This is a genomic window from Aromatoleum sp. (assembly GCF_036675785.1).
In the GTDB taxonomy this organism is placed as follows: Bacteria; Pseudomonadota; Gammaproteobacteria; order Burkholderiales; family Rhodocyclaceae; genus Aromatoleum.
In genome coordinates this window covers 1-26,789 of the sequence record NZ_JAKFEF010000018.1, presented here as the reverse complement: position 1 = coordinate 26,789, position 26,789 = coordinate 1, and the positions used below count along the sequence as shown (strand labels likewise).

At 65.7% G+C, this 26,789-nt stretch carries 24 protein-coding genes; 7 read left to right on the top strand and 17 right to left on the bottom strand.

The window, feature by feature from the left end; all coding sequences use genetic code 11:
* Positions 1 to 10 precede the first annotated feature (10 nt).
* The 11 genes from V6M37_RS04560 to V6M37_RS04510 form a co-directional block, all read right to left on the bottom strand.
* Complete coding sequence (locus V6M37_RS04560; RefSeq protein WP_332671338.1) at positions 11 to 1,303, bottom strand: glycosyltransferase family 2 protein; 1,293 nt, start codon at positions 1,301 to 1,303, stop codon at positions 11 to 13.
* Positions 1,300 to 2,790, bottom strand: a complete 1,491-nt coding sequence (locus tag V6M37_RS04555; RefSeq protein WP_332671337.1) for a lipopolysaccharide biosynthesis protein — start codon at positions 2,788 to 2,790, stop codon at positions 1,300 to 1,302. Before V6M37_RS04555 ends, V6M37_RS04560 begins: the two co-directional genes overlap by 4 nt.
* 88 nt (positions 2,791 to 2,878) lie before the next feature.
* On the bottom strand, positions 2,879 to 4,000 hold the full coding sequence (gene wecB, locus V6M37_RS04550; protein ID WP_332671336.1) for a non-hydrolyzing UDP-N-acetylglucosamine 2-epimerase: 1,122 nt from the start codon (positions 3,998 to 4,000) through the stop codon (positions 2,879 to 2,881).
* 10 nt (positions 4,001 to 4,010) lie between these two features.
* The gene (locus tag V6M37_RS04545; RefSeq protein WP_332671335.1) at positions 4,011 to 5,021 is read right to left on the bottom strand and encodes a polysaccharide biosynthesis protein; all 1,011 of its coding nucleotides are present in this window, start codon (positions 5,019 to 5,021) and stop codon (positions 4,011 to 4,013) included.
* Positions 5,022 to 5,034: 13 nt separating this feature from the next.
* On the bottom strand, positions 5,035 to 5,898 hold the full coding sequence (locus V6M37_RS04540; protein WP_332671334.1) for a dTDP-4-dehydrorhamnose reductase family protein: 864 nt from the start codon (positions 5,896 to 5,898) through the stop codon (positions 5,035 to 5,037).
* Between the two features lie 48 nt (positions 5,899 to 5,946).
* Complete coding sequence (locus V6M37_RS04535) at positions 5,947 to 6,915, bottom strand: GDP-mannose 4,6-dehydratase (RefSeq protein WP_332671333.1); 969 nt, start codon at positions 6,913 to 6,915, stop codon at positions 5,947 to 5,949.
* Complete coding sequence (locus V6M37_RS04530; RefSeq protein WP_332671332.1) at positions 6,912 to 8,018, bottom strand: glycosyltransferase family 4 protein; 1,107 nt, start codon at positions 8,016 to 8,018, stop codon at positions 6,912 to 6,914. The genes V6M37_RS04535 and V6M37_RS04530 overlap by 4 nt, the downstream gene beginning before the upstream one ends.
* A gap of 115 nt (positions 8,019 to 8,133) precedes the next feature.
* Positions 8,134 to 9,267 (bottom strand): GDP-mannose 4,6-dehydratase, encoded by a 1,134-nt coding sequence (gene gmd / locus V6M37_RS04525; RefSeq protein WP_332671331.1) that lies wholly within the window; start codon positions 9,265 to 9,267, stop codon positions 8,134 to 8,136.
* Positions 9,264 to 10,352: a GDP-L-fucose synthase family protein gene (locus V6M37_RS04520; RefSeq protein ID WP_332671330.1), complete on the bottom strand. Its 1,089-nt coding sequence runs from the start codon at positions 10,350 to 10,352 to the stop codon at positions 9,264 to 9,266. Before V6M37_RS04520 ends, gmd begins: the two co-directional genes overlap by 4 nt.
* A gap of 575 nt (positions 10,353 to 10,927) precedes the next feature.
* The gene (locus V6M37_RS04515; RefSeq protein WP_332671329.1) at positions 10,928 to 11,764 is read right to left on the bottom strand and encodes a Wzz/FepE/Etk N-terminal domain-containing protein; all 837 of its coding nucleotides are present in this window, start codon (positions 11,762 to 11,764) and stop codon (positions 10,928 to 10,930) included.
* A 152-nt stretch (positions 11,765 to 11,916) separates the two neighbouring features.
* On the bottom strand, positions 11,917 to 12,924 hold the full coding sequence (locus tag V6M37_RS04510) for an NAD-dependent epimerase (RefSeq protein ID WP_332671328.1): 1,008 nt from the start codon (positions 12,922 to 12,924) through the stop codon (positions 11,917 to 11,919).
* Positions 12,925 to 13,060: 136 nt separating this feature from the next.
* On the opposite strand from V6M37_RS04510, the gene waaA reads away from it, so the two are divergent.
* Positions 13,061 to 14,344: a lipid IV(A) 3-deoxy-D-manno-octulosonic acid transferase gene (gene waaA, locus V6M37_RS04505; RefSeq protein ID WP_332671327.1), complete on the top strand. Its 1,284-nt coding sequence runs from the start codon at positions 13,061 to 13,063 to the stop codon at positions 14,342 to 14,344.
* 111 nt (positions 14,345 to 14,455) lie between these two features.
* Here the strand turns inward: waaA and V6M37_RS04500 are convergent, their stop codons facing one another.
* From V6M37_RS04500 to V6M37_RS04480, 5 genes are all read right to left on the bottom strand, one after another.
* Positions 14,456 to 15,808: a TolC family outer membrane protein gene (locus V6M37_RS04500; RefSeq protein WP_332671326.1), complete on the bottom strand. Its 1,353-nt coding sequence runs from the start codon at positions 15,806 to 15,808 to the stop codon at positions 14,456 to 14,458.
* 17 nt (positions 15,809 to 15,825) lie between these two features.
* A complete protein-coding gene (locus tag V6M37_RS04495; RefSeq protein ID WP_332671325.1) occupies positions 15,826 to 16,146 on the bottom strand; it encodes a rhodanese-like domain-containing protein in 321 nt (106 codons plus the stop codon).
* Positions 16,147 to 16,219: 73 nt separating this feature from the next.
* A complete protein-coding gene (locus V6M37_RS04490) occupies positions 16,220 to 16,873 on the bottom strand; it encodes a protein-L-isoaspartate O-methyltransferase family protein (RefSeq protein ID WP_332671324.1) in 654 nt (217 codons plus the stop codon).
* Between the two features lie 115 nt (positions 16,874 to 16,988).
* Entirely contained in the window at positions 16,989 to 20,183 is a 3,195-nt protein-coding gene (locus V6M37_RS04485; protein WP_332671323.1) for an efflux RND transporter permease subunit, read from the bottom strand.
* Complete coding sequence (locus V6M37_RS04480) at positions 20,180 to 21,280, bottom strand: efflux RND transporter periplasmic adaptor subunit (RefSeq protein ID WP_332671322.1); 1,101 nt, start codon at positions 21,278 to 21,280, stop codon at positions 20,180 to 20,182. The genes V6M37_RS04485 and V6M37_RS04480 overlap by 4 nt, the downstream gene beginning before the upstream one ends.
* 366 nt (positions 21,281 to 21,646) lie before the next feature.
* Here V6M37_RS04480 and V6M37_RS04475 point away from each other — a divergent pair, with 366 nt between their 5' ends.
* The 6 genes from V6M37_RS04475 (at position 21,647) to V6M37_RS04450 (ending at position 25,690) form a co-directional block, all read left to right on the top strand.
* Positions 21,647 to 23,281 (top strand): methyl-accepting chemotaxis protein, encoded by a 1,635-nt coding sequence (locus V6M37_RS04475; protein WP_332671321.1) that lies wholly within the window; start codon positions 21,647 to 21,649, stop codon positions 23,279 to 23,281.
* Positions 23,282 to 23,556: 275 nt separating this feature from the next.
* Complete coding sequence (locus tag V6M37_RS04470; protein WP_332671320.1) at positions 23,557 to 23,850, top strand: hypothetical protein; 294 nt, start codon at positions 23,557 to 23,559, stop codon at positions 23,848 to 23,850.
* Positions 23,851 to 23,912: 62 nt separating this feature from the next.
* Positions 23,913 to 24,179 (top strand): hypothetical protein, encoded by a 267-nt coding sequence (locus tag V6M37_RS04465; RefSeq protein WP_332671319.1) that lies wholly within the window; start codon positions 23,913 to 23,915, stop codon positions 24,177 to 24,179.
* A gap of 125 nt (positions 24,180 to 24,304) precedes the next feature.
* The gene (locus V6M37_RS04460; protein WP_332671318.1) at positions 24,305 to 24,487 is read left to right on the top strand and encodes a hypothetical protein; all 183 of its coding nucleotides are present in this window, start codon (positions 24,305 to 24,307) and stop codon (positions 24,485 to 24,487) included.
* Positions 24,488 to 24,569: 82 nt separating this feature from the next.
* Positions 24,570 to 24,872: a hypothetical protein gene (locus V6M37_RS04455; RefSeq protein ID WP_332671317.1), complete on the top strand. Its 303-nt coding sequence runs from the start codon at positions 24,570 to 24,572 to the stop codon at positions 24,870 to 24,872.
* Positions 24,873 to 24,925: 53 nt separating this feature from the next.
* On the top strand, positions 24,926 to 25,690 hold the full coding sequence (locus tag V6M37_RS04450) for a PP2C family protein-serine/threonine phosphatase (RefSeq protein WP_332671316.1): 765 nt from the start codon (positions 24,926 to 24,928) through the stop codon (positions 25,688 to 25,690).
* Here the strand turns inward: V6M37_RS04450 and V6M37_RS04445 are convergent.
* A partial coding sequence (locus tag V6M37_RS04445; RefSeq protein ID WP_332671315.1) for a sigma-54 interaction domain-containing protein occupies positions 25,691 to 26,789 on the bottom strand: 1,099 nt, incomplete at its 5' end.

Sequence of the window (26,789 nt, the reverse complement as noted above, 5' to 3'; positions counted from 1 at the left end):
AGGCGGAAACCTATTGTTCGAGCTTCGGAAACAAAGGCCCCTTGCCGGAAGAGACAAGGAAATAGCCCAAGGACCGCTTGACGATGTTGAGAAGATTCCGCGGCATGAGGTCGCGATAGAACCGCCCCAGGTATTCCGCGGCGTAGGCAGCTTCGACGATGTTGCCGATCCGATAGCGAGACGCATCGAGAAAGATGGACCGCGGATTGATCCCGCTCCCTATGAAAGGCGACTTCTCCTTTTTCCTGCGCGACTTCGCAATGAGCGCGTCGAAATGGGCCTCGAGACCGTGGCGCAAGGCGATGTTCCTGAGAATGCCCATTTCGCGCAGCAGCCGATCCTGTCCGTAGAGGCCGTGTGCCAATTCATTGATTCCCGATTCGAGGACGCGCCTGAAATCAATCCGGGGCACGACTCCGCCCCATCCGGGGAGGTCCCGGGCGGTCAGAAGATAATCTACCGTCATCAATGTGATCAGCGGCGAATAGGGTTGCCGGGCCAGTTCGTCGTGCATCGGCACCGCATCGACCGCCTTGAAGAACGATTGCGAGTTTTTCTTGGCCGCTTCCTCGTTGGCCAGATAGTTGAGGCCCTGCGACGTGGGAGACAGCCCGTAGAGTGCGAACGGCGTGCCCGAGAAGGCGAAGTTCTTCACCTCCCCCGCGAGGACTATGCCGGAGTAGCCGTCAGGCGTCGGGCAACTGTAGAAGCGTCCGTCCTTGCTGCGGCTCTGCACCTGCCGGACGAGCCGCGTCGATGCAACGCCCTTGACGTAGGACATCGGCGATTCGATGTCGCCGAGATAGTTCAGATGCTCGGCTTGGCGCGCCAGGAACGCCTGCGAATCGACAATGCGGTCTTGCTTCGGGTGATAGAGCATCAACTGGCCTTCGGGGCCGCGCACCTTCGGGTAGGTGTAGAGCGGCGCCGCCCACGACAGGAGCTCGAGCCCGGTATCGCGCAGCACGTCCCGCATCCCGCTGATGCCGCCGGGCATCAGTCCGTCATCGCCCCCGAGGGCGATCACGAAACCCGGTTGCGCGAGGTCGAGGGCGTATTCGAAGTTGTCTCGCATCCCCGGATTGCGCTCGTTGCTCCGGTACTTGATGCGCGGGTCTTGACGCGACGCTTCCAGGACGACGTCCCGTGTATGGTCCGTACTGCCGTCGTCGGACACCAGGACTTCCAGGTTGGCGTAGTCCTGCATCATGCAGGTGCGAAGAGTGTGCGCGAGGTACTCGGCTCGGTCCTTCGTGGGGATGATGACGGTAAAGCGCGGATCGGTTTCTTTCGGGGTAGTCATCGGGTCTCCGTGGCGCGGAGCGCAGTTTTTTTCGGCAGTATTGTGTAGGTCGCCACCAGGCACGGCAGGAGAACAAGGCAGGTGACGGCAATCCAGGAGGCCAGGCCCCAGCGCGCGAGATCTTCCGGCATCAATTGCTTCGATACAAGGAGCAGCGGCAAGGCCGTGACGAGCGGCACCAAGACCACTTGGCGATACCATCTCATCGTTTCCCCCGGGAACAGCACGCGATTCATCAGCCACAACCCGAAGGTGATCTCGATGGCACCGTGGACCAGCATCATTGCCGTCCCGCCCACTGCGCCGACGCTACGGATGGCCAGGAAGGCGGACGGTGCGCCCAGTGCTAGCGCGGCTGCCATCAGGCCGCTGTGCAGGGACGTCCAGCCCGATGCCTGCTGATAGGCGGCAGGGAGCCACATCAAGCCCGCACAGGCGCTGCCGAGGATCAGCAGTTGGAAGATTTCCGACGCTAGCGTGTCGGGGCTTCCGACCCACACGACGATCAATTCGCTGCTGAAGGTCCAGCCGATCGCTGCGGCCGGCACGATGAAAAGGCCCGCGAGGCGGCAGGCCTGGTAGTACGCCGATCTCAAGCCCGCGACGTCGCCGCTGGCCTTCAAGTGGGAGAACAACGGGAAGTACGATCTGTAGAAAGCGAACACCAACATTTGCAGAAATCCCGCGCCGGCAAAGGCGAGCGAATAGCGGCCGAGATCCTCGGTAGCCACGAGTTTGCTGAGCAGGATGCGGTCGGTGTTGGCCAGCAGCATACCGAGCAAGGCCGTGATGAACATACCAAAAGCGTAACGGCGGAGCACCGGGCCTACGTCTGCACCTCGCTCTGCGCGCTGCCCCGGCGCCTCGCCTATTCCGCGCAGCAGAACACCGCGGGTCACACACGCCATCGTCAGCGACGCCCCCCCCTGAAAGGCGAAAAAAATCGCGATGTCCCCGGTGAAATACAGGATCAGCGCGCCGCCGAGATATCGCAGGCCGTGCCCGAGCATCTGGAGAACGTTCATGGCGCCGTGATTCTGCAGACCCGTCAGCCCGTTCGCGTACATCGAGCCGGCGATCTGGCCCGCGACCGATAAAGCCATGAACCGAACGGCCAGTTCCGCGTCATCTGCCGGCAGCACCTCCAGCCGCAGCCAGCTCGAAGCGATCCACGGTGCTGCGAACAGGATCGCCACGCCGACCAGAAGCGCGATGGCCAGGCAGATCCGCTCGACGGTGCCCAACAGTGTTCGATAGGCGCCTGGCGGGCGGCCGCCGCCACGGTAAGCGGCGAACTCCTTCAACAACGAGGCGCCGAGACCGAAATCGAAGATCAGGAAGATGTAGAGCAGGAGCTGCCAGAACGCGACGAGGCCGTAGCCCTCCATCCCCAGCATGGAGATGTACCAAGGGGTCGTGAGGACGATCAGCGCACCGTTCCAGGCATTACCAACGAAGTTCAGCCCGATGTTCTTACGAATGCTCACGAATCACCGGGAGGAGGCGTGCGGGGGAGAAATCGGTCGGCAGCGCGAGAAGGACCGGAGGGGATCTCGCGCAGACGGAGAGCTTCGATCAATCCGCGCCCCTCTTGTGCCAAACCTTGCGGTTGATGAAATCGGTGTAACTCAGGATGATCCTGAGGACCTTCCTGGAGACATTTTCGGGCTCGTAATCGCGCACCATTCGCAGGTCCCGCACTTCACCGCGGGGCTGCGACTCAAGGACTTCGAGCGCCTGCAGCACCCGCTCTTGGGATAAGCCGACGAACATTACTGCCGCCTCCTCGAAGCCCTCCGGCCTTTCGTGGACCTCGCGCAGGTTCAGCGCGGGAAAATTCAGGATCGACGATTCCTCGGTGATCGTTCCGCTATCGGAAAGGACGCAGCGCGCCCGGGTTTGCAGGCTGATGTAGTCGAGGAAGCCGAACGGCTTGCAGAAGCGAACCAGGGCGTTCGCCTCGAGTCCCAGGGCCTCCATCCGCTTGCGGGTGCGGGGATGGGTGGAAACGATAACCGGCTCGCCGTACGTCTCCGCCAGCCAGTTGAGGATGTCGAAAAGCCGCGCCAAATTCTCCGGCGTATCGACGTTCTCTTCCCGGTGCGAGCTGACGAGGAAATATCGTCCCGCTGTAAGGTCGAGGCGCTGCAGCGCGTCGGACGCGGCGATGCCTTCGCGATAGTGCTCGATCACCTCCCGCATCGGACTGCCGGTCTTGATGACCTGTTCCGGGGGCAAACCTTCACGGAGCAGATACTCTCTAGCGATCTCGCTGTAGGTGAGATTGATGTCGGAAGTGTGGTCGACGATGCGCCGGTTGATCTCCTCGGGGACACGGAAATCGAAGCAGCGGTTGCCCGCCTCCATGTGGAAGATCGGAATCTTCCTTCTCTTGGCGGCGATCGCCGCCAGGCAACTGTTGGTGTCGCCCAGGATCAGCAGCGCCTCGGGCTGGAAAGCAGTCATCGCATTGTCCGCCGCAATGATCACGCGACCGATCGTCTCTGCGGCGCTCTCGCCCGCGGCCTCGAGGAACATATCCGGCTTGCGGATGCCGAGATCATTGAAGAAGACCTCGTTCAACTCGTAGTCGTAGTTCTGGCCGGTATGGACGAGAGTGTGCTCGCAGAACTTGTCCAGCTCGGCGATGGTCCGGGACAGCCGGATGATCTCCGGCCGCGTCCCGACGATCGTCATCACTTTCAGCTTAGGCATTCAGCGCCTCACGGATGATGTCCAGGGTCATCAGCGTCCTCGTGACGCCTTCGATGTCCAGGCGCTTCGTGTTGTGGGACGTGTAGTCGTCGAGCGCGGAGATCTCCTTCTCGCCCTCGACGAAGTACTTGTCGTAATTCAGATCGCGGGCGTCCGCCGGAATGCGGAAATAGCCGCCAAGGTCCTCGGCGCGCGCCATTTCTTCCCGCGACACGAGCGTCTCGTAGAGTTTTTCGCCGTGGCGCGTGCCGATCACTCGTGTTTCCGACTCGCTGCGTAGGAGCCGCTTCATCGCCTCGGCAAGGTCCCCGACCGTCGAGGCGGGAGCCTTTTGGACGAAGATGTCGCCGGGGCGCGCGTACTCGAAGGCATAGAGAACCAGATCGACCGACTCCTCCAGCGACATCAGGAAGCGCGTCATGTTGGGGTCGGTGATCGTGATCGGTTTCCGGGCGAGCAACTGTTCGAGAAAGAGCGGAATCACTGAACCGCGGGAGGCCATGACGTTGCCGTACCGCGTTGCGGACAGGACGGTCCTTCCCCCGGCGCACAGCCGCGACTTCGCCACCATCAGCTTCTCCATCATCGCCTTGGAGATGCCCATCGCGTTGATCGGGTAGACCGCCTTGTCGGTGCTCAACACGACGCACCGCTCGACTTGGTGCGCGATCGCCGCACGCATTACGTTCTCGGCTCCGAGGACATTGGTCCGCACCGCTTCCATCGGATAGAACTCGCACGACGGAACCTGCTTCAGCGCGGCCGCATGGAAGACGTAATCGACGCCCTGCAGCGCATCGTGGACCGCGTCGTAGTTGCGCACGTCGCCGATGTAGAACTTGACCTTGTCGTTCTTCAACGCGATGCGCATGTCCTCCTGCTTCTTCTCGTCACGGCTGAAGATGCGTATTTCGGAAATTTCCGAATCGATGAAGCGCTGCAGCACCGCATTGCCGAAAGAACCCGTACCCCCGGTGATCAGCAGAGTCTTGCCCTTGAACATTCTTGAATCCTTCCTAGCCAAAATCCCGCATGCGGGTCACCAGATCGAGCCACTTCTCGGGCCGGAAACCCGTCGCATTCCTGAACCGTTCCGAATTCAAGGACCGGTCGATGACGAAATCCTCGTCGGCCTCGATGTCAACAACCTTTCCATACGCGTGGGCGACCAGCGCGAGCAGATCGTACTTGCTGATCGGCTCGGAGGAGACGTGGTAAAGGCCGTGGAGCTCGGGATTAGGGATCACGTAATCCCTGAGCAGCCGTGCGATTTCGACGGTCGGCAGGCCCGAGAAGACAGCTCGTTTGAACCCCCGCACCTTCGACTCTTGCTCTAGGAACCACCCGATCAAGCTGCGCGCCCCTTCCAACTCGTGTCCGATGATCGAAGTACGCAGCGTGATGGCATTCGGATAGTCCACTTCGCCGAGCAGCTTGCTGCGCCCGTAAAGGTCAGTCGCGTCCGGCAGGTCGCTTTCGGTGTAGCCGCCCTTCGTTCCGGCGAAGACGCAGTCGGTGCTCATATGCACTAGCCGGGCCCCGGCCAAAGCGCTGATCCGCGCCAGGCGATGTGGCAGCAGGGAATTGATCGGAAGGGCGGACAGCGGATCGTCCGCCTCCGACAACTGCTTCACCAGTCCGATGCAATTCACGACGACGTTCGGCCGAACTTCCGAGAACAGCCGCACCAGTGCGTCGGTGTTCTCGACATCGATCCCCGCGGTCAGGCGTGCGCGAATTGCGCCATCGAAGAATCGCGCCGAACGCGCCGAGCGCAGCGTCCCGAAGGTCTCGAAACCTGCGTCCCCGCAGAAGAACCTGAACACCGCGCTCCCGAGCATCCCGGAGGCGCCGAGCACCAATACCCTGACCTTGTTCAATTCAATTCCCCGTGCCCGCCGGGCTGTTGAACATTCATCCCCATCACCTCACGTTTTCCGGGCGTCAGTGCCGCCGGCAGCTGCGCACAGCGCCGCGATGACCCCGTCCACATCCAGGGTGGGGCTCCAGCCAAGCTCGGTGCGGGCTTTCCCGGGATCGGCGCGCCCGGTCCGGATGTCGGTCGGACGGAAGAGCTGTTCATCGACTTCGAGATGCCGGTCCCAATCCAGTCCGAAATGTGCGAACACCTTCCGGACGAAATATTCGAGCGACACCGTGCGCCCCGTTGCGATCACGTAATCGTCCGCCCGAGATGCGTTGAGCATTCGCCACATCGCATCGACGTAGTCCGGGGCCCAGCCCCAGTCGCGTTCGACCGCGATGTTGCCGAGCTTCAGTCGGGTGCCGTCCCCGCCCGCAATGCGGGCCGCGGTGCGGACGATCTTCTGCGTGACAAAGCGCTCCGGACGGAGCGGCGATTCATGGTTGAAGAGGACGCCGGTGCACGCGAACAGGCCATACGCTTCCCGGTAGTTGCGCACTAGCCAGTGCGCCGTCGACTTCGCCACAGCGTAGGGGCTGCGAGGCTGAAACGGTGTGGATTCGGTGGCCGGGGAGTCGCCCGTGTCGCCGAAGCATTCGCTCGAACCGGCGTTGTAGAAGCGGATCGGACGATCGACGAAGCGCAGCGCCTCCAGCAGATTGAGCGTCCCGCCGCCAATGCTTTCCATCGTTTCGACCGGTTGCTCGAACGACAGTCCCACGGAGGACTGGCCGGCGAGGTTGTAAATCTCGTCCGGGGCATGGCGCTTGACCGTGTGCAGGACGCTGCGAAAGTCGTTGAGGGCCATTGAAATGGTCTCGACGCGGTCGAGGATGCCGAGCCTGCGCAACGCATCGAAACGGCTCAACGTCGCATCGCGCGAGGTCCCGACGACTTGATAGCCTTTCTCCAGCAGAAGCTGCGCCAGATAGGCGCCGTCCTGGCCGCCGACGCCGCAGATCAGCGCTTTCATGCCGCGATCCTTCGATAGATGTCGAGCGTCTGTTCCGCGCATCGCTTCCATGAAAATTCGTCGAGACGCGCCGTGCCGCGCGTGACCAGTTCTGCCCGCCGGGCGTCGTCCGCGACCACGCGCTCGACCGCCGCGCGGATGGACTCGGCGTCGGTCGGATCGAACATTTCGGCAGCGTCTCCCACCACCTCCGGAATCGAACTGGCATTGCTGCACGCGACCGGACAGCCGAAGCTCATCGCCTCCAACGGCGGGATACCGAAGCCCTCATAACGGGACGGATAGACGAAAGCCCGTGCCTGACGGTAGTAAGAGGCCAGGACGCTGTCGTCGCCCGCGACCTGCCGAACGCGGGACGCCGCAGCGCCCAGTTTCTCGATCGCCTCGCGCTCCCGCGCATTGAACTCCCCACCACCGAAGCAGACCAGATCGAACTCGGCTTGCAGGAAACGCGAGCCCGCATACGCGCGCAGCAGCCCGTCGAAGTTCTTGTGGCCGCTGCGGTTACCGACGTAGAGCAGGTATGGACGGTCCGGCGTCTCGTCCCGGGGCGCTTGCGCGGCCGCAGGCGTCAGCGTGAATCCGAGATGTACGACCGAGGTCTTCTCGGGGGGCACGCGCAGCATTTCGACGAGATCCTTTCGGGTCTGTTCGGAAATGCAAATAACGTGGTCGGCACGCGACACTGCGGCCGCCTTTTCCCGGCGAGTGGGATCGGCGATCGAAAAGTTCTCCGGAAAGCGCTCGTGGATCATGTCGTAGACGGTCAGCACGACCTTCGCACCCCTCGGCGCCGCCGAACGGGTCGAGTAGTAGGTCTCATGCACGATGTCCGGGCGGAATTTCCTCATTCCGGACCACCCGAGGATCGTGTTCACCGCGCGGTAAATCCTCCCGCTCTTCGGAAACACCGGCACCCGAATTCCGTTGACGAGCCGCCCGACGTCCGACTCGGCGAGATAACGGTTGACGTAGAGCGGACAGATGATCGCGACGTCCTGGCCGCAAGCACCGGCTAGTCCAGTCGCCAGTTCGTAGGCGTAGCGTGACACCCCGCCGTATTCCTGCCAGCCGAATATTTGGTGATCGAACGCAATTCTCATCTCGTAACTCTTGGATCACTCGTTACCGTGGTCGCCATGCCTGCAGCCCTGCGCATGGACGAGTTGCCCCGGCGGCGAATCGCTCCTGCATCGCAATTTCGCGGACATTGGCCGATCAGGATTCGACGCTCACGCTGACCGGATACCCGTGGCTCTTCAGCAGTGCGTGCTGCCGCGCCTGGGCGAGATCCGCGGCGACCATCTCCCGGCACATTTCCTGAACCGTGATTTCCGGAGTCCAGCCGAGCTTTTCCTTGGCACGGGACGGATCCCCGAGAAGGGTTTCCACTTCGGTGGGTCGAAAGTAGCGCGGGTCCACGCGCACGACGACGTCGCCGCGCTCGAGCCCCGGCGCCTTGTCGCCGCTGACTGATTGAACGATCGCATGCTCCTCGACCCCGCTCCCGACAAAGCGCAATTCGATGCCCAATTCAGCCGCGGACCACTCGATGAACTGACGCACGCTGTACTGCACGCCCGTCGCGATGACGAAGTCTTCCGGCTGCTGCTGCTGCAGCATCAGCCACTGCATCCGGACGTAATCCTTGGCGTGCCCCCAGTCTCGCAGCGCGCCGAGGTTTCCCATGTACAGACAGCTTTCGAGACCTTGCGCGATGTTCGCGAGACCGCGGGTGATCTTGCGCGTGACGAAGGTTTCCCCGCGTCTCGGCGACTCGTGGTTGAACAGGATGCCGTTGCAGGCATACATACCATATGCTTCGCGATAATTGACCGTGATCCAGTAGGCATACAACTTCGCGACGGCGTAGGGGCTGCGCGGATAGAAAGGCGTGGTCTCCTTCTGCGGAATTTCCTGGACCAGCCCGTACAGTTCGCTCGTCGAAGCCTGGTAGAAGCGGGTCTTCTTCTCCAGCCCGAGGATGCGAATGGCCTCAAGGATGCGCAGCGTGCCGATCGCGTCCACATCCGCGGTGTATTCCGGGCTTTCGAAGCTCACCGCTACATGGCTCTGGGCGCCGAGATTGTAGATCTCGTCGGGTTGCGTCTCCTGCACGATGCGTACGAGATTGCTGGTATCGGAGAGATCGCCGTAGTGCAGTCTGAAATGCGCGTCCTTGATATGCGGATCCTGATAGACGTGGTCGACGCGTTGCGTATTGAACAGGCTCGCGCGACGCTTGATGCCGTGCACGATGTAGCCCTTCTCGAGCAGGAACTCCGCAAGATACGAGCCGTCCTGACCGGTCACGCCGGTGATCAGGGCAACTTTCGGTTGAGTTTTGGTCATCTTCTCGATTCTTTGCTCAGATAGTTGGAATAGGCCTGTTCAAGCCCTTGTTTCAGATCGATTCCCGCCTTCCATCCCAGCCGTGCGAGTCGGCTGCTGTCCATCAATTTTCTCGGGGTTCCGTCGGGCTTGCTGGTGTCGAATGCAATCTCGCCGCTGTATCCGACGACCTGCGCCACCAGTTCCGCCGCGGCCCTGATGCTCAAGTCCTCGCCGAACCCAACATTGATGTGACTCAGCATCGGTTGAGTATTCGCGTCATAAGTGGGCTTGTCGAGATTCATGACGAAGACACAGGCCGACGCCATGTCGTCGACGTGGAGGAATTCCCGGTACGGCGTTCCGGTGCCCCACAATGTCACCACGGGCGACGTGTCGGTGATCGCGCTGTCGCGCGTGATCGGGGCATACGGGTCAAGGCCGATCATCGTCTTGATGTCGCACGGGATCGCTCCGTGAATTGTCTCGTCGGCGACGATCGAGTCGATGTCGCGTCGCGCGGCGAGCTTGGCGAGGTGGAACTTGCGGATCATCGCCGGCAGCACGTGGCTGTTCGAGAGGTCGTAGTTGTCGCCGGGGCCGTAAAGGTTGGTCGGCATGACACTGCGGTAATCCCGCCCGTACTGGCGGTTGTAGCTTTCGCACAGCTTGATGCCGGCGATCTTGGCAATTGCGTAGGGTTCGTTGGTCGCCTCCAGCGTGCCGGTCAGTAGCGCTTCTTCGCTCATCGGTTGCGGCGCGAGACGGGGGTAGATGCAGCTGGAACCCAGAAAAAGCAGCTTCTGCACGCCGTTCTGATGAGCAGCCTGCATAACGTTCACCTCGATCATCAGGTTCGTGTAGATGAACTCGGCCGGATACGCGTTGTTGGCGTGAATCCCCCCCACCTTCGCCGCGGCAAGATAAACCAGGTCGGGCTTTTCCGAATCGAAGAACGCACGAACAGCCGCCTGGTTCGTCAAATCGAGCTCGCGGTGGCTGCGAGTTACCACGTTCCTGCACCCGCGGCGTTCGAGGTGGCGGAGAACCGCCGAGCCGACCATCCCGCGATGTCCGGCGACAAAGATCTTAGGTTCGATTGTCATGACATTTCAGTGGCCGATGGCCATACTCGTCTTCTCCGGATGGGTCTATCCGCTTTCTCGATGTCCCATTTGTGGCCGACCCGCCGGCAAACGCCTACCCGCGTAGTCACCCGCGCCAGTCGCGAGGCCGCTGGGCCACAGGGATTAATTGCCGTCATTCGATTCGATAGCGCTCCCGCGCCGCCGACTGCCGAATTCGTGCATGAGGCGCGCGCAGAGCGCTGCCCGCGAGGCGCCCGGGCGAGGCGGCATTCTACTCGGCAGGCGCAGGGTAAAGCATCAAGAAGGGGGATCTCAGGACGCGCGCATATCCCTATCACGAACCACAGGGATCGTTGGGGCACAAACGGGGGGCGTGTCGAAAAGCCCTCCCGCAGGGCGCGGAACGCCGCCCCCGAAAAGGCTGCGAGGCCTGAGACACTGTGACCGCGGCCGTCGCACCAGTGGTGGTGGCGACAGTGAGGGCGAACTTCGAATGCCGCAGCGGGGACTTTCGCTCGATCCCTCTTTCCGGCGCACTTCATCGAAGGTGCACGGCATAGGGCAGATCTCTCACACGGAAAGCCGCACGAGTCTTAGGAGGTTGGAGCAACGCGAAGGGACGCATCTCGGGTCTTGGAAAGAAAGTCGATGATGAATGCGAGGCCGACGCCAGCCACCAATCCGAGTGCGAGCGAAATCGCCAGAACGAGGGACCGCTTCGGCGCGGCCGCCCTCTGCGGCGCGGTGATTTCGCCGAGCAATGCGGTGGGTTGCGTCTTGGGTGGCGTCAGTCTCTGGGCGAGCTCGGGTTTTTCCGCCTCCAGGCCATTGAGCGCTACGGAAATTCGGCCTCGCTCCAGCATGATCAGGGACGCCTGGACAGGGTCTCGCGGCCGGAGCTGCTTGATCAGATCGGAAGCGTCCAGGAACTGCTGTTGCAGTGCCTCCTGTTGCGCCTCGAGGTTCTGGATGCGCTCGCTCATCAACCGATGGTTTTCGCGGAAGGTGGCGTCGTGAGTCCGCTGGATTTCACCGAAGACGCGCTCGAGGAACGCCGCCGCGTCATCCGGGCTGTCGGCCTGTGCGACCAGCTCAACGGAAGCCGGGACATTCCTCGGCACCGAAGCCTGTTTCAGGAAGGGGCGCGGGCGCTTGACCCCGTCAGCAACGTCCTCCCCGTACTGGGCCAACAGCCGTGACGCAAGAATCTCCGGCGCCTCGAATGGCCCCGCGCCGGCCACCTGCCCTACACGGACCTTCACGCGCGCCTCGTAGAGCTTCGGTGCGAAGATCAGGTAGGCGACACCGCCGGCGATGCATGCCATGAGCATCACGGCAATCCATGTCTTGCGATTGAGGAGGACATGCCAAAGGTCGATGAAGCTAACTTCTTCGGGGCGGGCTTCAACGGGCGGCCGGTCACGATGCATAGGGATCTCAAAGACGACAAATGGACTTCATTGTTCCATTCGGGGCTTCGTTTTCCGCCACCAAAACGTTACGAGGTGTTCCTAAACCCGCGCTTCTTCCGACGTGCCAGATATTGTGTCCGTGCACTGGAGAGCACGCGCGCCCTCGCGGCTCAGCTGCGGTAATACTCCCGATACCACTCCACAAACCTCCCCACCCCCTCCCTCACGCTCGTCCCCGGCTTGAACCCGGTCCATGCATTCAGCTCCGCCGTATCCGCATACGTCGCCGGCACATCCCCGTCCTGCAACGGCAGGAAGTTCTTCTCTGCCTTTTTCCCGAGCGCGTCCTCGATCGCCTCGATGAAATCCATCAGCGGCAGCGGATCGTGGTTGCCAATATTGAACACCCGGTACGGCGCGTCACTGCGGCCCGGGTCGGGTTCGAGCGGGTTGAAACCGGGGTCGGGCGCGGCCGTGCGGTCGAGGGTGCGGACGACGCCTTCGACGATGTCGTCGATGTAGGTGAAGTCGCGCTGCATCCTGCCGTGGTTGAAGACGTCGATCGGGCGGCCTTCGAGGATCGCTTTGGTGAACAGGAACAGCGCCATGTCGGGGCGGCCCCACGGGCCGTAGACGGTGAAAAAGCGCAGGCCGGTCGTCGGCAGGCCGTAGAGGTGGCTGTAGGTGTGGGCCATCAGCTCGTTGGCCTTCTTGGTTGCGGCATAGATGCTGACGGGATGGTCGACGCTGTGGTGTTCGGAGAATGGCATCAGCGTGTTGCCGCCGTAGACGCTGGAGCTGCTCGCGTAGACGAGATGCTGGACGCCGTTGTGGCGGCAGCCTTCGAGGATGTTCATGAAGCCGACGAGGTTGCTCTCGACGTACGCGTGCGGGTTCTGCAGCGAGTAGCGCACGCCGGCTTGCGCGGCGAGGTGGATGACGCGGTCGAACCGTTCCTCGGCGAAGAGGCGCTCGATCCCCGGGCGGTCGGCGACGTCGAGTTTCACGAAGCGAAAGCCCTTGTGCGGTATCAGGCGCGCGAGGCGGTCTTCCTTCAGACGCGGGTCGTAATAGTCGTTCAGGTTATCCAGACCGACGATCTCGTCGCCGCGGCCGAGCAGGACCTGACAGGTGTGCATGCCGATGAAGCCGGCCGCGCCAGTTACGAGTATTTTCATATGCCATCGCCCATCCGGATCGGAATTGCAAAATTATCGCATGGGAAATTCGGCTGCCGCGGGGCATATCTCCCGTTACAAAAAACCGCCCGGGGCGGCCGGCTATACTTGCCGTCCTTCCAATTGACGACCACCGATGATCGCCCGCCTTCCCTACACCTTGCTGTGGATTCTTGCGCTGCCGTTCGTGCTGTTGCGCCTCGTGTGGCGCGCGCGGCGACAGCCGGAGTATTTGCAGCATGTGGCCGAGCGCTTCGGGCATTACCGGGTCCGCACGGTGGGGCCGGCCTTCTGGGTCCACGCGGTATCGGTCGGCGAGACGCGGGCCGCCGAGCCGCTGGTGCGCGCGCTGCTCGCGCGCTGGCCGGAGCGTAACGTCGTACTGACCCACATGACCCCAACGGGCCGCGCGACCTCGGAGGCCTTGTTCAGCGACGAGCCGCGCGTGCAGCGCGTCTATCTGCCGTACGACCTCGGGTTCCTTGCGACGAGATTCCTGCGGCATTTCCGGCCGGCCGCCGGGCTGATCCTGGAAACGGAGCTGTGGCCGAATCTGCTGGCGGCGTGCCGTCGTCGCGACGTGCCGGTCCTGCTCGCGAACGCGCGCCTGTCGCAGCGTTCGGCGGCGCGCTATGCGCGGTGGCCGACGCTCACCCGGCTCACGCTCGGCGCGTTGAGCGCGGTCGGCGCGCAGACGGATGCGGACGCGGGCAGGCTTGCCCAACTCGGTGGTCGCCGCGTCGTCGTCACCGGCAACATCAAGTTCGACATCGCGCCGCCCGATCGGCAGTTGCGGCTCGGCGAGCGGTTTCGCGCGCGCTTCGGCGGGCGGCCGGTGATGCTCGCGGCGAGTACGCGCGAGGGCGAGGAGGCCGTGATTCTCGACGCGTTCGGCGCCGCCGCTCCGACCGACGCGCTACTCGCATTGGTGCCGCGGCACCCGCAACGCTTCGACGAGGTCGCGGGGCTCATCGAGGCGCGGGGGTTGAAATGCCAGCGGCGCTCGGACGACCGCGCCGTGGAGCCCGATACGTGCGTGTGGCTGGGCGACTCGATGGGCGAGATGTTCGCGTATTACGCCGCGGCGGACGTCGCGCTGATCGGCGGCAGCTGGCTGCCGTTCGGCGGTCAAAACCTGATCGAGGCGTGCGCGGTCGGGACGCCGGTCGTGCTCGGGCCGCACACGTTCAATTTCACGCTCGTCGCGGAACAGGCGATCGCCGCCGGAGCGGCGCTGCGGGCGGGGGATATCGCAGCAGGCATGAGCGCTGCGACCGCGCTGCTCACGGACGCGGGGCGGCGGAAGGACATGGGCGACGCGGGGCGGCGGTTCGCCGGCGCACACCGGGGCGCGACCGAGCGGACGATGGCGATCGTCGAGGAGATGGTCGGCGGCGGAGGCGAGGCGGACGAGGGGTAGCAGACGCCGCGTGACAAGGGCGCCGCCTCGCGTCGGCCTCCTGAGCCTTCAGATTGCCATAGGGCTACACGAGTTGCGGCGCCGAACGGAACGGCACGACAGGCTACGAGACTAACGCTCCGTCCCCAGCCGTGCCGGGGCGAGGCTGGTCGGGCTTTCGGCGAGCAGGCCGTTGATCAGTTGCACGTCTTCTACGCCGAGCGTGCCGGCGGCGGCTTTCAGGCGCAGTTGGGCGAGAAGCGTGTCGTAGCGGGCGCGGGCGAGCTGGCGTTGGGTGTCGGCGAGCTGGCTTTGCGCGTTCAGCACGTCGATGTTGATCCGCACGCCGACTTCGTAGCCGAGGCGGTTCGCGTCGAGCGCGGATCGGGACGAGACTTCGGCCGCTTCGAGTGCGCGCACTTGCGCGGTGCCGCTGGTGACGGCGAGATAGGCTTCGCGCGCGGCGAGCGCGGCGCTGCGGCGCGCGTCGTCGAGGTCGGCGTCGGCCCGGACGCGGAGGGCCGCGGCTTCGCGCTCGCGCGCTGAGACCGCGCCGCCCTGGAACAGCGGCAGGTTCATCCGCAGGCCAATCGTCTGCGCCTCGGTGCGCGTTCCGCCGCGGAGGACCTGGTTGCTCAAGATGCCGGCGTTCTCCTCGCCGTAGGTCGCGACGAGATCGACGGTCGGGTAGTGGCCGGCGCGAGCGACTTGGACTTCGCGCTCCGCGATCTCGCGCGTGATCTGCTGGACCTGCACGCCGTAGGCACCCTGCTCCGCCGCGCCGGCCCAATCGAGGATGCTGTCCGGCTGCGGTCGCGCGAGCGCGACGCCGCTGCGCAGTCCGGCGAGCGGCTCGGTCGGCTTGCCGATGATCTGCGCGAGCGTGTGGCGCCGCACGTCGAGGTCGCTCTGCGCGGCGATTTCCTGAGCGACGGCCAAGTCGAAGCGGGACTGCGCTTCATGGACGTCGGTGATTGTCACGGTGCCGACCTCGAAGCTCGTCTTCGCGAGGTCGAGCTGCTCGGCGGCGGCGGTGCGCAGCTGCGTCTGCGCGTTCAGCACGTCCTGCGCGGTGAGCACGTCGAAGTAGGCTTGCGACACGCGCACGATGAGATCCTGGCGCGCCTGGCCGAACTGCACGCCGGCGAGCGCCGTCTGCAGTTCGCCCTGCTTGTACTGGACCCAGTTCTGCCAGCGGAACAGCGGCTGCGTCAGCTGCACCCCGTAAGAGTTCGTGTTGTAACGGCGCTCGCCGAAGACGTTGCTGTCGGTTTCGTTCCAGATCGTCTCGGCTGATGCGCCGATGACCGGCAGGAGCCCGGCCCGCGCCTGGATGACGCGCTCCTGCCCGGCATCGAACTGCGCCCGGGCGGACGCGTAGCGTGCGTCGTTCGCCAGCGCGTCCCGATAAACCTCGAGTAGATCTGCGGCACCGGCCGCGAACGGGAACAGCCCCGCCACGAGCGTGGCGATGACGCGCTTCATGCGTTTTCCCTTCCGGTTCAGTAGCGGGGCATCGCCGGGTCGACTTGGGTTGCCCAAGCCGCGACGCCGCCCGCGAGATTGATGACGTTCTTGAAACCCTGACGTTCGAGGAACATCGCGACCTGGGCGCTGCGCCCGCCGTGATGGCAGATGACGACGGTTTCCGCCTGCGCATCGAGTTCCGCGGCGCGCGCGGGCACCGAGCCCATCGGCATCGGTTGCGAGCCTTCGATGTGGCAGAGCTCGAATTCCCACGGCTCGCGCACGTCGAGCAGAACGGGTTTGTCACCGCCCGCGGCAAGCCGCTCGGCAAGTTCGGCAACGGTCATCTGGCGCATGTCTGTCCTCGATCAAGCGTTCCGACTGCCGTCGCCCGTCCGGCTCGCGACGCGGCGGCGAAGGGTCGGTCCCTCAGAAGCGGAATTCGTCGTGGCGCGGCGCGTTCTTCAGCATCGGCACGACGGTTTCGAAGATGTCCTCGTTCATGTATTCGGCCTCGCCGACGCGGGTCACGAGCCGCGCCTTCATCACCGGCGCTTCGCCGACAAATGCGAACATGCGGCCGCCGACCTTCAGCTGCGCCAGCAGCGACCCCGCCAGCATCGGCAGCCCGCCGGAGACGACGATGACGTCATAGGGCGCGCGCTCGCTCCAGCCGGTCGCCGCATCACCTTCCTCGACGATGACGTTCTGCACGCCGTAACGGTTGAGGTTGTCGGCGGCGAGCTTGACGAGTTCCGGCTCGATGTCGATCGTCCGCACCCAGTCGGTGCAGCTCGCGAGCAGCGCGGCGAAATAGCCCGTGCCGGCACCGATTTCGAGCGCCGTATCCGAGCGCTTCAGTTGCAGCGCCTGCAGGATCTTCCCTTCGACGACCGGCTTGAGCATGACCTGCCCGCAGCCGATCGGGATCTCGATGTCCGCGAACGCGAGGGTCTTGTACGCGGCGGGAACGAATTCCTCGCGCCGGACCGCCATCAGGAGGTCGAGCACGTCCTGGTCCAGCACCTCCCAGGGGCGGATCTGCTGCTCGACCATGTTGAAGCGGGCTTGTTCGAAATTCATTTTGGGCTTCCTGAGCAAATATTAGCACGCGCTAATAAAGCGCGCGAACAAACGAAAAACTCCGGCATTCTATCGCACCTGCGGTCGTCCGGAGGTGGGCGGGGAGCGTCCGCCGTCACCGTTTCGACTCCGGCGCGACGCGGTGCCACGCGGCGTAGAGCGCGGGCAGGAACAGCATCGTCAGGAGCGTCGCGACGGCGAGCCCGCCCATGATCGCGACCGCCATCGGGCCGAAGAACGCGCTGCGGGACAGCGGGATCATCGCGAGGATCGCCGCCGCCGCGGTCAGCGTGATCGGCCGGAAGCGGCGCACCGTCGATTCGACGACCGCGTCCCACGCGCCGCGCCCCGCTGCGAGATCCTGGCGGATCTGGTCGACGAGGATCACCGAGTTCCGCATGATCATCCCCGACAGCGCGATGGTGCCGAGCATCGCGACGAAGCCGAACGGCTTGTCGAACAGCAGCAGGAATGCGGTGACGCCGATCAGTCCGAGCGGCGCGGTCAGGAGCACCATGAATACGTGCGAGAAGCTGCGCAGCTGCAGCATCAGCACGGTGAGCACGACGAGCAGGAACAGCGGCAGGCCCGCTGCGACCGATCCGCCGCCCTTCGCGCTCTCCTCGACCGAGCCACCCACCTCGATGCGGTAACCGAGCGGGAGCTTCGCGCGCAGTTCAGCGATGCGGCCGGCGAGTTCGTTGACGACGACCGCGGGCTGCACGTCGCCATACAGATTCGCGCGCACGGTGATCGTCGGCAGCCGGTTGCGCCGCCAGATCACCCCTTGCTCGAAGCCGTATTCGGGCGTCGCGATCTGCGCGAGCGACACACTGCGGCCGTTCGGCGCCGGAATCGCGAGCTCGGGCAGCAGTCCGAGATGCACTCGCTCGGACTCGGCGCCGCGCAGCACGACGTCGATCGTCTCGGTGCCCTCGCGGAACTGCGTCACCGCGAGGCCCTGCAGCGACGTGTTCAGCAGGCTCGCGATGTCCTCGCTGCTGAGGCCGAGGAGCCGCGCCTTGTCCTGGTCGATTTTCAGGCGCACCCGCTTCGACGGTTCCTCCCAGTCGAGATGCACGTTCGACAGTTCGGGGTGGGCGCGCATCGCCGCGGCGACCTCGTGCGCGACGCGCCGCATCGCGCCGAAATCGACGCCGCTGACGCGATACTGCACCGGGAAGCCGACCGGCGGGCCGTTTTCGAGCCGGTTGACGACGCCGAGCACGCCGTCGGGCGCCTCGTCGAAATAGCGCAGCAGCTTCGCCCTCACCGCCTCCCGCGCCTCGGTGTGTTTCGCGAGGACGACGAACTGCGCGAAGTTCGTCTGCGCGAGTTGCTGGTCGAGCGGCAGGTAGAAGCGCGGGCTGCCGCCGCCGAGCCACGCGACGTAGTTCTCGATGCCATCCTGTTCGTCTAGGAAGGCTTCGAGCCGCGCCGCCGCCTGCTCGGTCGCGTGGTGCGACGCGCCCTCCGCGAGCCGCAGGTCGACGAGCAGCTCCGGCCGCGTCGAGTCCGGGAAGAACTGCTGCGGCACGAAGCGGCCGAACACGACGAGGGACCCCGCGAACATCAGCACCGTCGCGAGGATCACGATCCAGCGGTGGGCGACGCACCAGGTCACGAGCGCGCGGAACCGCGTGTAGAAGCGCGTGTGGTAGATCGCGTACTCGTCGTGCACTTCGTGGCCGTACGCCGCGCGCGCCGCGAAGAAGCGGCCGAGCCGCGGCGACAGCCGGCCGCCGACGCGCACGAGCACCGACGGCCGCGCGCGCTGCGCGCGGAAATCCGGCAGCAGGTGATAGCCGAGGTAGGGCACGAACAGCACCGCGGCGACCCACGACACCAGCAACGCGATCACCGTCACCTGGAAGATCGAGCGCGTGTATTCGCCGGTCGAGGACGCCGCGGTCGCGATCGGCAGGAAGCCCGCGGCGGTGACCAGCGTGCCCGACAGCATCGGCATCGCGGTCGACAAATACGCGAAGCTCGCCGCCTTCGCCCGCTCCCAGTCCTCCTCCATCTTCGTCGCCATCATCTCGACGGCGATGATCGCGTCATCGACGAGCAGGCCGAGCGCGAGGATCAGCGCGCCGAGCGAGATCTTGTGCAGGCCGATCTGGAAGACGTTCATGAACAGGAAGGTGATCGCGAGCACGACCGGGATGATGATCAGCACCACGATGCCGGTGCGAAAACCCAGCGACAGCAGGCTCACCGCCATTACGATGACGACCGCCTCGGCGAGCACCTGGACGAATTCGTTGACCGAGCGGCCGACGGCGCGCGGCTGGTCGGCGACGCGCTCGAGGGTCACGCCGACGGGCAACTGGGCCGCAATCCGCGCGACCGCGTCGTCGAGATGGCGGCCGAGCGCGATGATGTCGCCGCCGGCGCGCATCGACACGCCGACGCCGAGCGCGTCCTGCCCGTTGAAGCGCATGCGCTCGCGCGGCGGATCGGCGAAGCCGCGCTTCACGTCGGCGACGTCGCCGAGGCGGAACGCGCGGCCCTGAGCGCGGATCACGGTGTCGCGGATCGCGTCGAGGTCGTCGAACGCACCGCTCGGCCGCAACCACACGCGCTCGTCGGCGGTTTCGAAAAACCCCGCGCCGCTCACCGCGTTCTGCCCCGCGAGCGCATCGACGAACTCGCGCAGCGACAGCCCGAACGTCGCGAGCTTCGTGTTCGACAGCTCGATGTAGACGCGCTCGGGCTGCTCGCCGAAGAGGCTCACCTTCGCGACGTCCGGCACGCGCAGCAGCTCGCTGCGGATCGCCTCCGCGTAACGCTTGAGGTCCGCGTAGTCGAGCCCTTCGCCGACGACCGCGAAGATGTTGCCGTAGGTGTCGCCGAACTCGTCGTTGAAGAACGGGCCGACGACGCCCTGCGGCAGCAGGTGGCGGATGTCGCCGATCTTCTTCCTGACCTGGTACCAGACGCCAGAGATGTCGCGCCCGTGCGTCGAATCCCTGGCGATGAAGAACACCTGCGACTCCCCCGGTTTCGAATAGCTGCGGATGATGTCCGCCTGCGGAATTTCCTGCAGCTTCTTCTCGATCTCGTCGGTGACCTGCCGCGCGACCTCCTGCGCGCTCGCACCGGGCCATTCGGCGCGCACGACCATCGCCTTGAACGTGAACGGCGGATCTTCCGACTGCCCGAGCTGCCGGTACGAAAACATTCCTATCAGCGTCAGCACGACGATGAAGTACAGCACCAGCGACTGATGCCGCAGGCCCCATTCCGAGATGTTGAAGCGGCCGTGAGCGGACGGCGCGTCCTCCCGGCTTCCTGCGTCGCCGCTCATCGAGCCACGTCCAGCGAAACGGGCGCAGCCTCGTCGACCGCCCGCACGGTCTCGCCCGCGACGAGCCGGTGCACGCCGGCGACGACGACGCGCGCGCCGGCGGGAAGGCCCGCGCGGATCGCGACGCCCCCCTCGCGGAACTCGCCCGGCTCGACCCGGACCGGCTGTGCGGTCGATGCGTCGTCGACGACCCAGACGACCGGCTGCCCGTCGATGCGCGTCAGCGCCGGCAGCGGCAGCACCGCCTGCGCTTCCGACTGCGCCGCGAAGGCGACGGTCGCGGTCGCGCCGAGCGAAAGCGCGGCGTCGGCGTGCGGGACGCTGACGCGCACCGCGTACGAGCGCGTCGCCGCGTCGGCCGCGGGTGCGATCTCCCGCACCGTGCCCGCGTATTCGCGCTGCGGCGCCGCCCACAGCCGCACGGTCGCGCCGCTGCCGACCGTGATGGCGGCGACGCGGCTTTCGGGGACGTGGATCGACACTTCGCGTTCGTCGAGCCGCGCGACGCGCACGACCGCCTGCCCCGCGGCGACGACTTCGCCGGCCTCGACCGGGGTCGCGACGACGACGCCGTCGTGATCGGCTTCGAGCGACGCGTACGCCGTCTGATTGCCGGCGCTCGCCGCCTCGGCGCGCGCCTGGCGCAGCCGTGCTCCGGCCGCTTCGGCCGCCGTGCGCTGGCTGTCGAGCGCGGACTCGCTGATGAAGTTGCGCGCCCGCAGGCTTCGGCTGCGTTCGAGCTCGGCGCGCGCGAGTGCGAGGTCGGCTTCGGCGGCCGCGACCCGGGACGCCGCCGCGTTCGCCGCGAGGCGGACGTCCTGCGGATCGAGCCGCGCGAGCACGTCGCCGCGCCGGACCCGTTCACCGACATCGACGCGACGCTCCACGATCTTGCCGCCGATCCGGAACGCAAGGTCGGTTTCGTGGCGCGCGCGCACGTCGCCGGTATAGATGTTCAAGGTCGGCACCGCCGTCGCCTGCGGCACTGTGTGCACGAGCACCGTCCGGGGCGCCTTTTCCTCGGCCGGGGGCGGCGAGCAGGCCGTTCCTGCGACGAACCACGCGCTTGCGAGCAGCAGCGCTCCCGCCTTCTTCATTGATCTTCTCCGCGGTGCTCACGCCGCGCGCACGCCCGTTCGGCACGTGATCGAAAGCGTCTCAGGTATGAATCGACGTGCATGTCGTGACCAGTCGCGGCGCGTCGCGCCCTCGCGCCTGACGCAGGCCAACCGGCAGTTCGGCGAATGCGCCGACGGCAGCAGCCGGCCGGTAATTTAGCGCGCGCCTGCGGGCGGTTCAAGGCAGCCGGGGCGGGAGGGCGACGCCCGCAGCCCTCGGCAACACGGCCGGCGACGCGATCGGTGTGCCGCGATTTGGCAGACGGATGCGCTGCAAAAGGGCTGCTAAAGCCGGACGCGGCGACGCCGTAAACCTCGTCGACGATTCACGCCGAAGGAAAGAAAATGGCACTCGAACTGACGATCCGGCAGAAGCTGATCGGTTCCACCGTGATCCCCGTGGCGCTGACCTTCACGGTCGGCCTGATCGGTTATTCCTCGATCGGCAAGCTCGCCGACAGCAACGCGCTGTCGACCGCTTACACAAAGGCGATCCGCCTGAACGTCGAGACCGACATGTTCCACGACGCGCTGAACGGCGACGTGAACGGCGCGCTCCTCGCCGGCCTGCAGGGCGACGCCGGCGCCGAGCGCGGCGCGCGCGAAGACGTGGCCGAGCACGCGAAGGCGATCCGCGAAAGGATCAGCGGGCTCGCGGACGCACCCGTCGCCGACGACGTACGGAGCAAGGCCGCCCAGGCGCGCGGCGCGGTCGACACATATGCGAAGGGCGCTGAAGAGATGGTCGCACTCGCGTTCGAGCAGAACGACACAGCGCTCGCGAAGCGACCGCAGTTCGAGCGGCAGTACCGGGATCTCGAAGGGCAACTCGAGCAGATCAGCGACGTGCTCGTCGCCGCTGCCGATCGCAACGGCGCCGAATCCGCGGCAGCCGCGGCGCGGGAGGAGAAGATCCTGCTCGGTGCGCTCGCGGTCGCGCTGCCGCTGCTGCTGGTCGTCACAATTCTCATCGGCAACAGCATTTCACGCCGGCTGCAGGATCTCGGCCGCTTCACCCGCGAGCTCGCTTCCGGCGACGCGGACGTGCGCAAGCGCCTGCCGACCGACGGCGGCGACGAGATCGCGGCGAGCGCGGAATCGTTCAATGCCTTCATGGCATCGCTGCAGCAGATCATCGTCGACCTGAAGCGCGACTCCGACCGCCTGGCCGCGACTTCGGGCCAACTGACCGAAGCCTCGCAACGCGGCAGCGAAAGCTCGCAGGCGCAGAGCGAGGCGGCCGAGACCGCCGCGGCGACAGTCGAAGAGATGACCGTCAGCATCTCGGCCGTCGCGCAGAGCGCCGAGGACGTGCGCGCACTGTCGATGACCGGACTCGAACGCACCCGCGAAAGCCACGCCAGTCTCGGCAAACTCGTCGAGGAAGTGCAGGACGTCGAGCAGGCGGTGCGCGCGATCGCCGATTCCGCGGCCGCGTTCATCCACAGCACGACGACGATCACGTCGATGACGCGGCAGGTGCGCGAGATCGCCGACCAGACGAACCTCCTCGCGCTGAACGCGGCGATCGAGGCGGCGCGTGCGGGCGAACAGGGGCGCGGCTTCGCGGTCGTCGCCGACGAAGTGCGCAAGCTCGCCGAGCGCTCGTCGCAGTCGGCCGGCCAGATCGACGAAGTGACGCTGGGCCTCGGCGGCCGGGCGACCGAAGTCGAGAAGGCGATCCAGCGCGGACTGCAGGCGCTCGAACAGAGCCACGACTGCGTCGAGCAGGTCGTGCAGACGCTGTCGGCCGCCGACGCGTCGGTCGCCGACGCGAGCCGCGGCGTCGAGGACATCGCCCGCGCCGTGCTGGAACAGCGCACGGCGAGCCAGGGCATCGCGAAGAACGTCGAGCAGATCGCGCGAATGGCCGAGGAAAGCCACGCGTCGGTCAGCCACTCGGCGCAAGCGGCGACCGCGATGGCGCATACGGCCGCCGAACTGCAGTCGCTGGTCCGGCGCTTCCGCGTCGAGGCCTGAGCCTTTCGGCGGCTTCGACGCCGCGAAGGCCTGTTGCCTTCGCCCACACACTCGAACGGAATCTGTTCGCCGCAACCCGGCAGCCGCGCGCTGCCGCGTGCGCTCACCATCACGCCCGAGTTTCGAGAATTCTGCGCAAAGTACTGTTTTTCAATAGGTTAAACTGCATTCAGCCACGCTCCAGCCGAGCTGGCACGGTCCCTGCGATAGGTCTGTCGAGCGCACGAAGTGCTCGACACAGATCCCCAACCCCAAGACGTATCAGGAGAACCGAAATGAAAACGCTGACCATCACCGACCTGTCCGTGACCGAAGAACTGAGCCGCGATGCGATGAGCGATGTGCGCGGCGGCATGAAGATGGCGCACTACGGCCTGTACCCGTGGTACGGCTCCTCCGACAGCTCCGTGAAGAACTTCTCGTTCGATGCGGTCCAGCAGATCAACCAAGGCCAGCAAGTCGCAACGAACGTCAACACCAACGTCGCCGTGCTCGGCGGCATGGCGTCGCCGTCGGTGCCGGTCACCGCGACGCAGCACGCAGACATCACGAACAACGTGACGTTCTGATTGCCGACGACGAGGTGGAGGTGCCCCGCCTCCACCGACCCCAACCGTTCAAGGAGTACATCATGTCGTCGATCACGATTCGCGATCTGGCCCACACCGAGACGCTCGACAGCAAGGCGATGTCGGACGTTCGCGGCGGCAAGCTCGCTTCCCCCGCGAATTCTCCGTTCGCAAACGTGAACGTCAATGTCGACATCGACCAGACGATCGCGCAGTTCCAGCAGATCGAGGTCAATGCCCTTAACAACATCGGCGTCATCGGCGCCGATTTCGGCTTCAATCTGGACCTGAAAGCGGCGCAAGTCGCCAACGCGGGTCTGCCCGTCTAGCCGGCGCAGCGACGGGAGCCTCGCGGCTTCCGTCGTCACCACCGCGGCCGGGACGGGTATCGGCGGTGACCTATACTGAGGCACGGACCGGCCTCACCCCGACCGCAACTTGCGAGGAACAAGCCATGGCCACGATCGTCATCAAGGATCTGCCGGAAAACATCGACCTCGACCGCGAAGCGATGCGGACCGTCGTCGGCGGGGCGCGGCTGCGGGGCGCGACCCCGTCGCGCCCCGCACGCCCGGCTGCTGCCCCGGCACGCCCGGGTCCGTCGCGGCGCCCTTCGCCGAGCGTGCTGTTCAAGTAGGGCGAGAGCGCCCATCCGCACCGATGCCGCGCCGTCCCGCCGCTGCGCGCGCGGCGCGGGACGCATACACAGGAGACCGATCATGGCCGCGATCGCGATCAACGACCTGCCGCTGAGCCGGAACCTCGACCGCGACGCCCTCGCCGCGATCCGCGGCGGCGGCGCGCCGTGGGTGTTCGGCTGGATCCGCCCGTACGTGTCCGCGAAGCCGAGCTTCGGTTCCGCGATCAACCTCTACCAGGTCACGAACAACTTCTACGCCGACCAGATGATCAATCAGTTCCAGATCGTTGACGTCACGAACTCGGCCCCCGGTTCGACGATCAGCGTCGCGGTCGCCGAAAACGCCGACCTCGGCAAGCAAGTCTCGGCGAGCGCCCCGTGACGGCCGTGGCGAGCACCGGGGCCGGTTCGAACGGCACCTGAGCGGCGGCAACCGTGAGCGGGGCGAACCGCATCCGCTGGCAGTCGGCCGCACGCTGCCACGTCGGGCTGGTCCGCGAAACGAACGAGGACGCATGCCTCGACCGGCCCGCGCGCGGGCTGTGGGCCGTCGCCGACGGCATGGGCGGGCACGACGCCGGCGATGTCGCGAGCGCGAGCGTCGTCGCCGCGCTCGACGCCCTCGCACCGTGCGACAGCCTGACCGACCGCGTCGCCGACGCGCGCGCGCAGTTGCTGGGCGTGAACCGCACGCTGCGCGGCGAAGCGATCCGCCGGGACGTGCCGATCATCGGCAGCACCGTCGTCGCGCTGATGACCGGCGACAACTACGGTGCGTACCTGTGGGCCGGCGACAGCCGCCTCTACCTCTACCGCGGGCGCCGGCTGAAGCTCCTGACCCGCGACCACAGCCAGATCGAGGAGCTGAAGGCGCGCGGCGAGTACAGCGCGGAACAAGCCGCCGCGGCGCAGAACCTGATCACGCGCGCGGTCGGCGCCGTCGACACCCTCGAACTCGACAGCGGCGGCGTGCCGGTCGCCGACGGCGACATCTTCCTGCTGTGCACCGACGGCTTGACGAACCACGTCGGCGACGACGAGATCGGCGCCGCGCTCGCGTCGTCCGACTGCCGTCTCGCCGCCGACACGCTGATCGACCTCGCGCTGAAGGGCGGCGGCCGCGACAACATTTCGGTCGTCGTAGTGCGCGCGGACGATCCGTACAGCTCGGATTTGACGGTGCTGAACCCGGCGCTGTGATCAGCGCTGCGCCTCTGCCTCGCGCTTCCGGAAGTCCTTAGAACGCAGCCCGTGCTTCTTCAGCAGCGTCTGCAGGTGCGAGCGGTTCATCGCGCAGCGGCGGGCGAGCTCCGACACCGTGCCGCCGACTTCCTGCAGGCCGCGTTCGAGAAAGCGCCGCTCGGCCTCGTCGCTCGCCGCCCGCTTCGCATCGGTGAGCGAAGCCGGCGCCACCGCAGCCGCCGAAGAGGTTGCCGCGCCCGCCTCGACGCCCGCCCCGCGCAGCGCGCCCGGACGAATATCCGGCGGCAGGTGATGGACGTCCGCGGCGTCGCCGGCGAGGCACGACAGGCGGTAGATCAGGTTGCGCAGCTCGCGGATGTTGCCGGGATAGGCGTAGTTCAGCAGGAAGTCGCGTAGCGCCGGCGTCGTCTTCACCGGCCGCCGTTTCAGCGCCTCCGCCGCCTCGTCGCAGAAGAACGCGATCAGCAGCGGGATTTCGTCGCGGCGTTCGCGCAGCGGCGGCAGCGTCACGTGGATCACGCCGAGACGGTAGAAGAGGTCCTCGCGGAAGCGCCCCTCTTCGCTCCATTTGCGCAGGTTGCGGTTCGTCGCGGCGACGATGCGCGTGTCGACCGAGATGCGCTCGTCCGAGCCGACGCGCTGGATGTCGTGCGATTCGAGCACGCGCAAGAGCTTCACCTGCCCGGTCAGCGGCAGCTCGCCGATCTCGTCGAGGAAGATCGTGCCGGTATGCGCGCTCTCGAACTTGCCCTTGCGGTCGCTCACCGCGCCGGTGAAAGCGCCCTTGCGGTGGCCGAACAGCTCGGATTCGAGCAGGTTTTCGGGAATCGCGCCGCAGTTGACCGACACGAACGGGCGGTCGGCGCGCGCGCCGTTCGCGTGGATCACTTTCGCCATCAGCTCCTTGCCGGTGCCGCTCTCGCCGTCGATCAGCACCGGCAAATCGGTCGGCGCGGCTTTCTCGGCGATTTCGAGCGCTTCGAGCAGCAGTGGGTTGTCGCCGAACGTGCCTTCGAACTGGAAGCTGCGTTCGAGCAGCGCGCGGCGGCGCTCGCCGGGCGCGCGGGGCGCAGGCTCGGCGGCGGCCGGCTCCGGT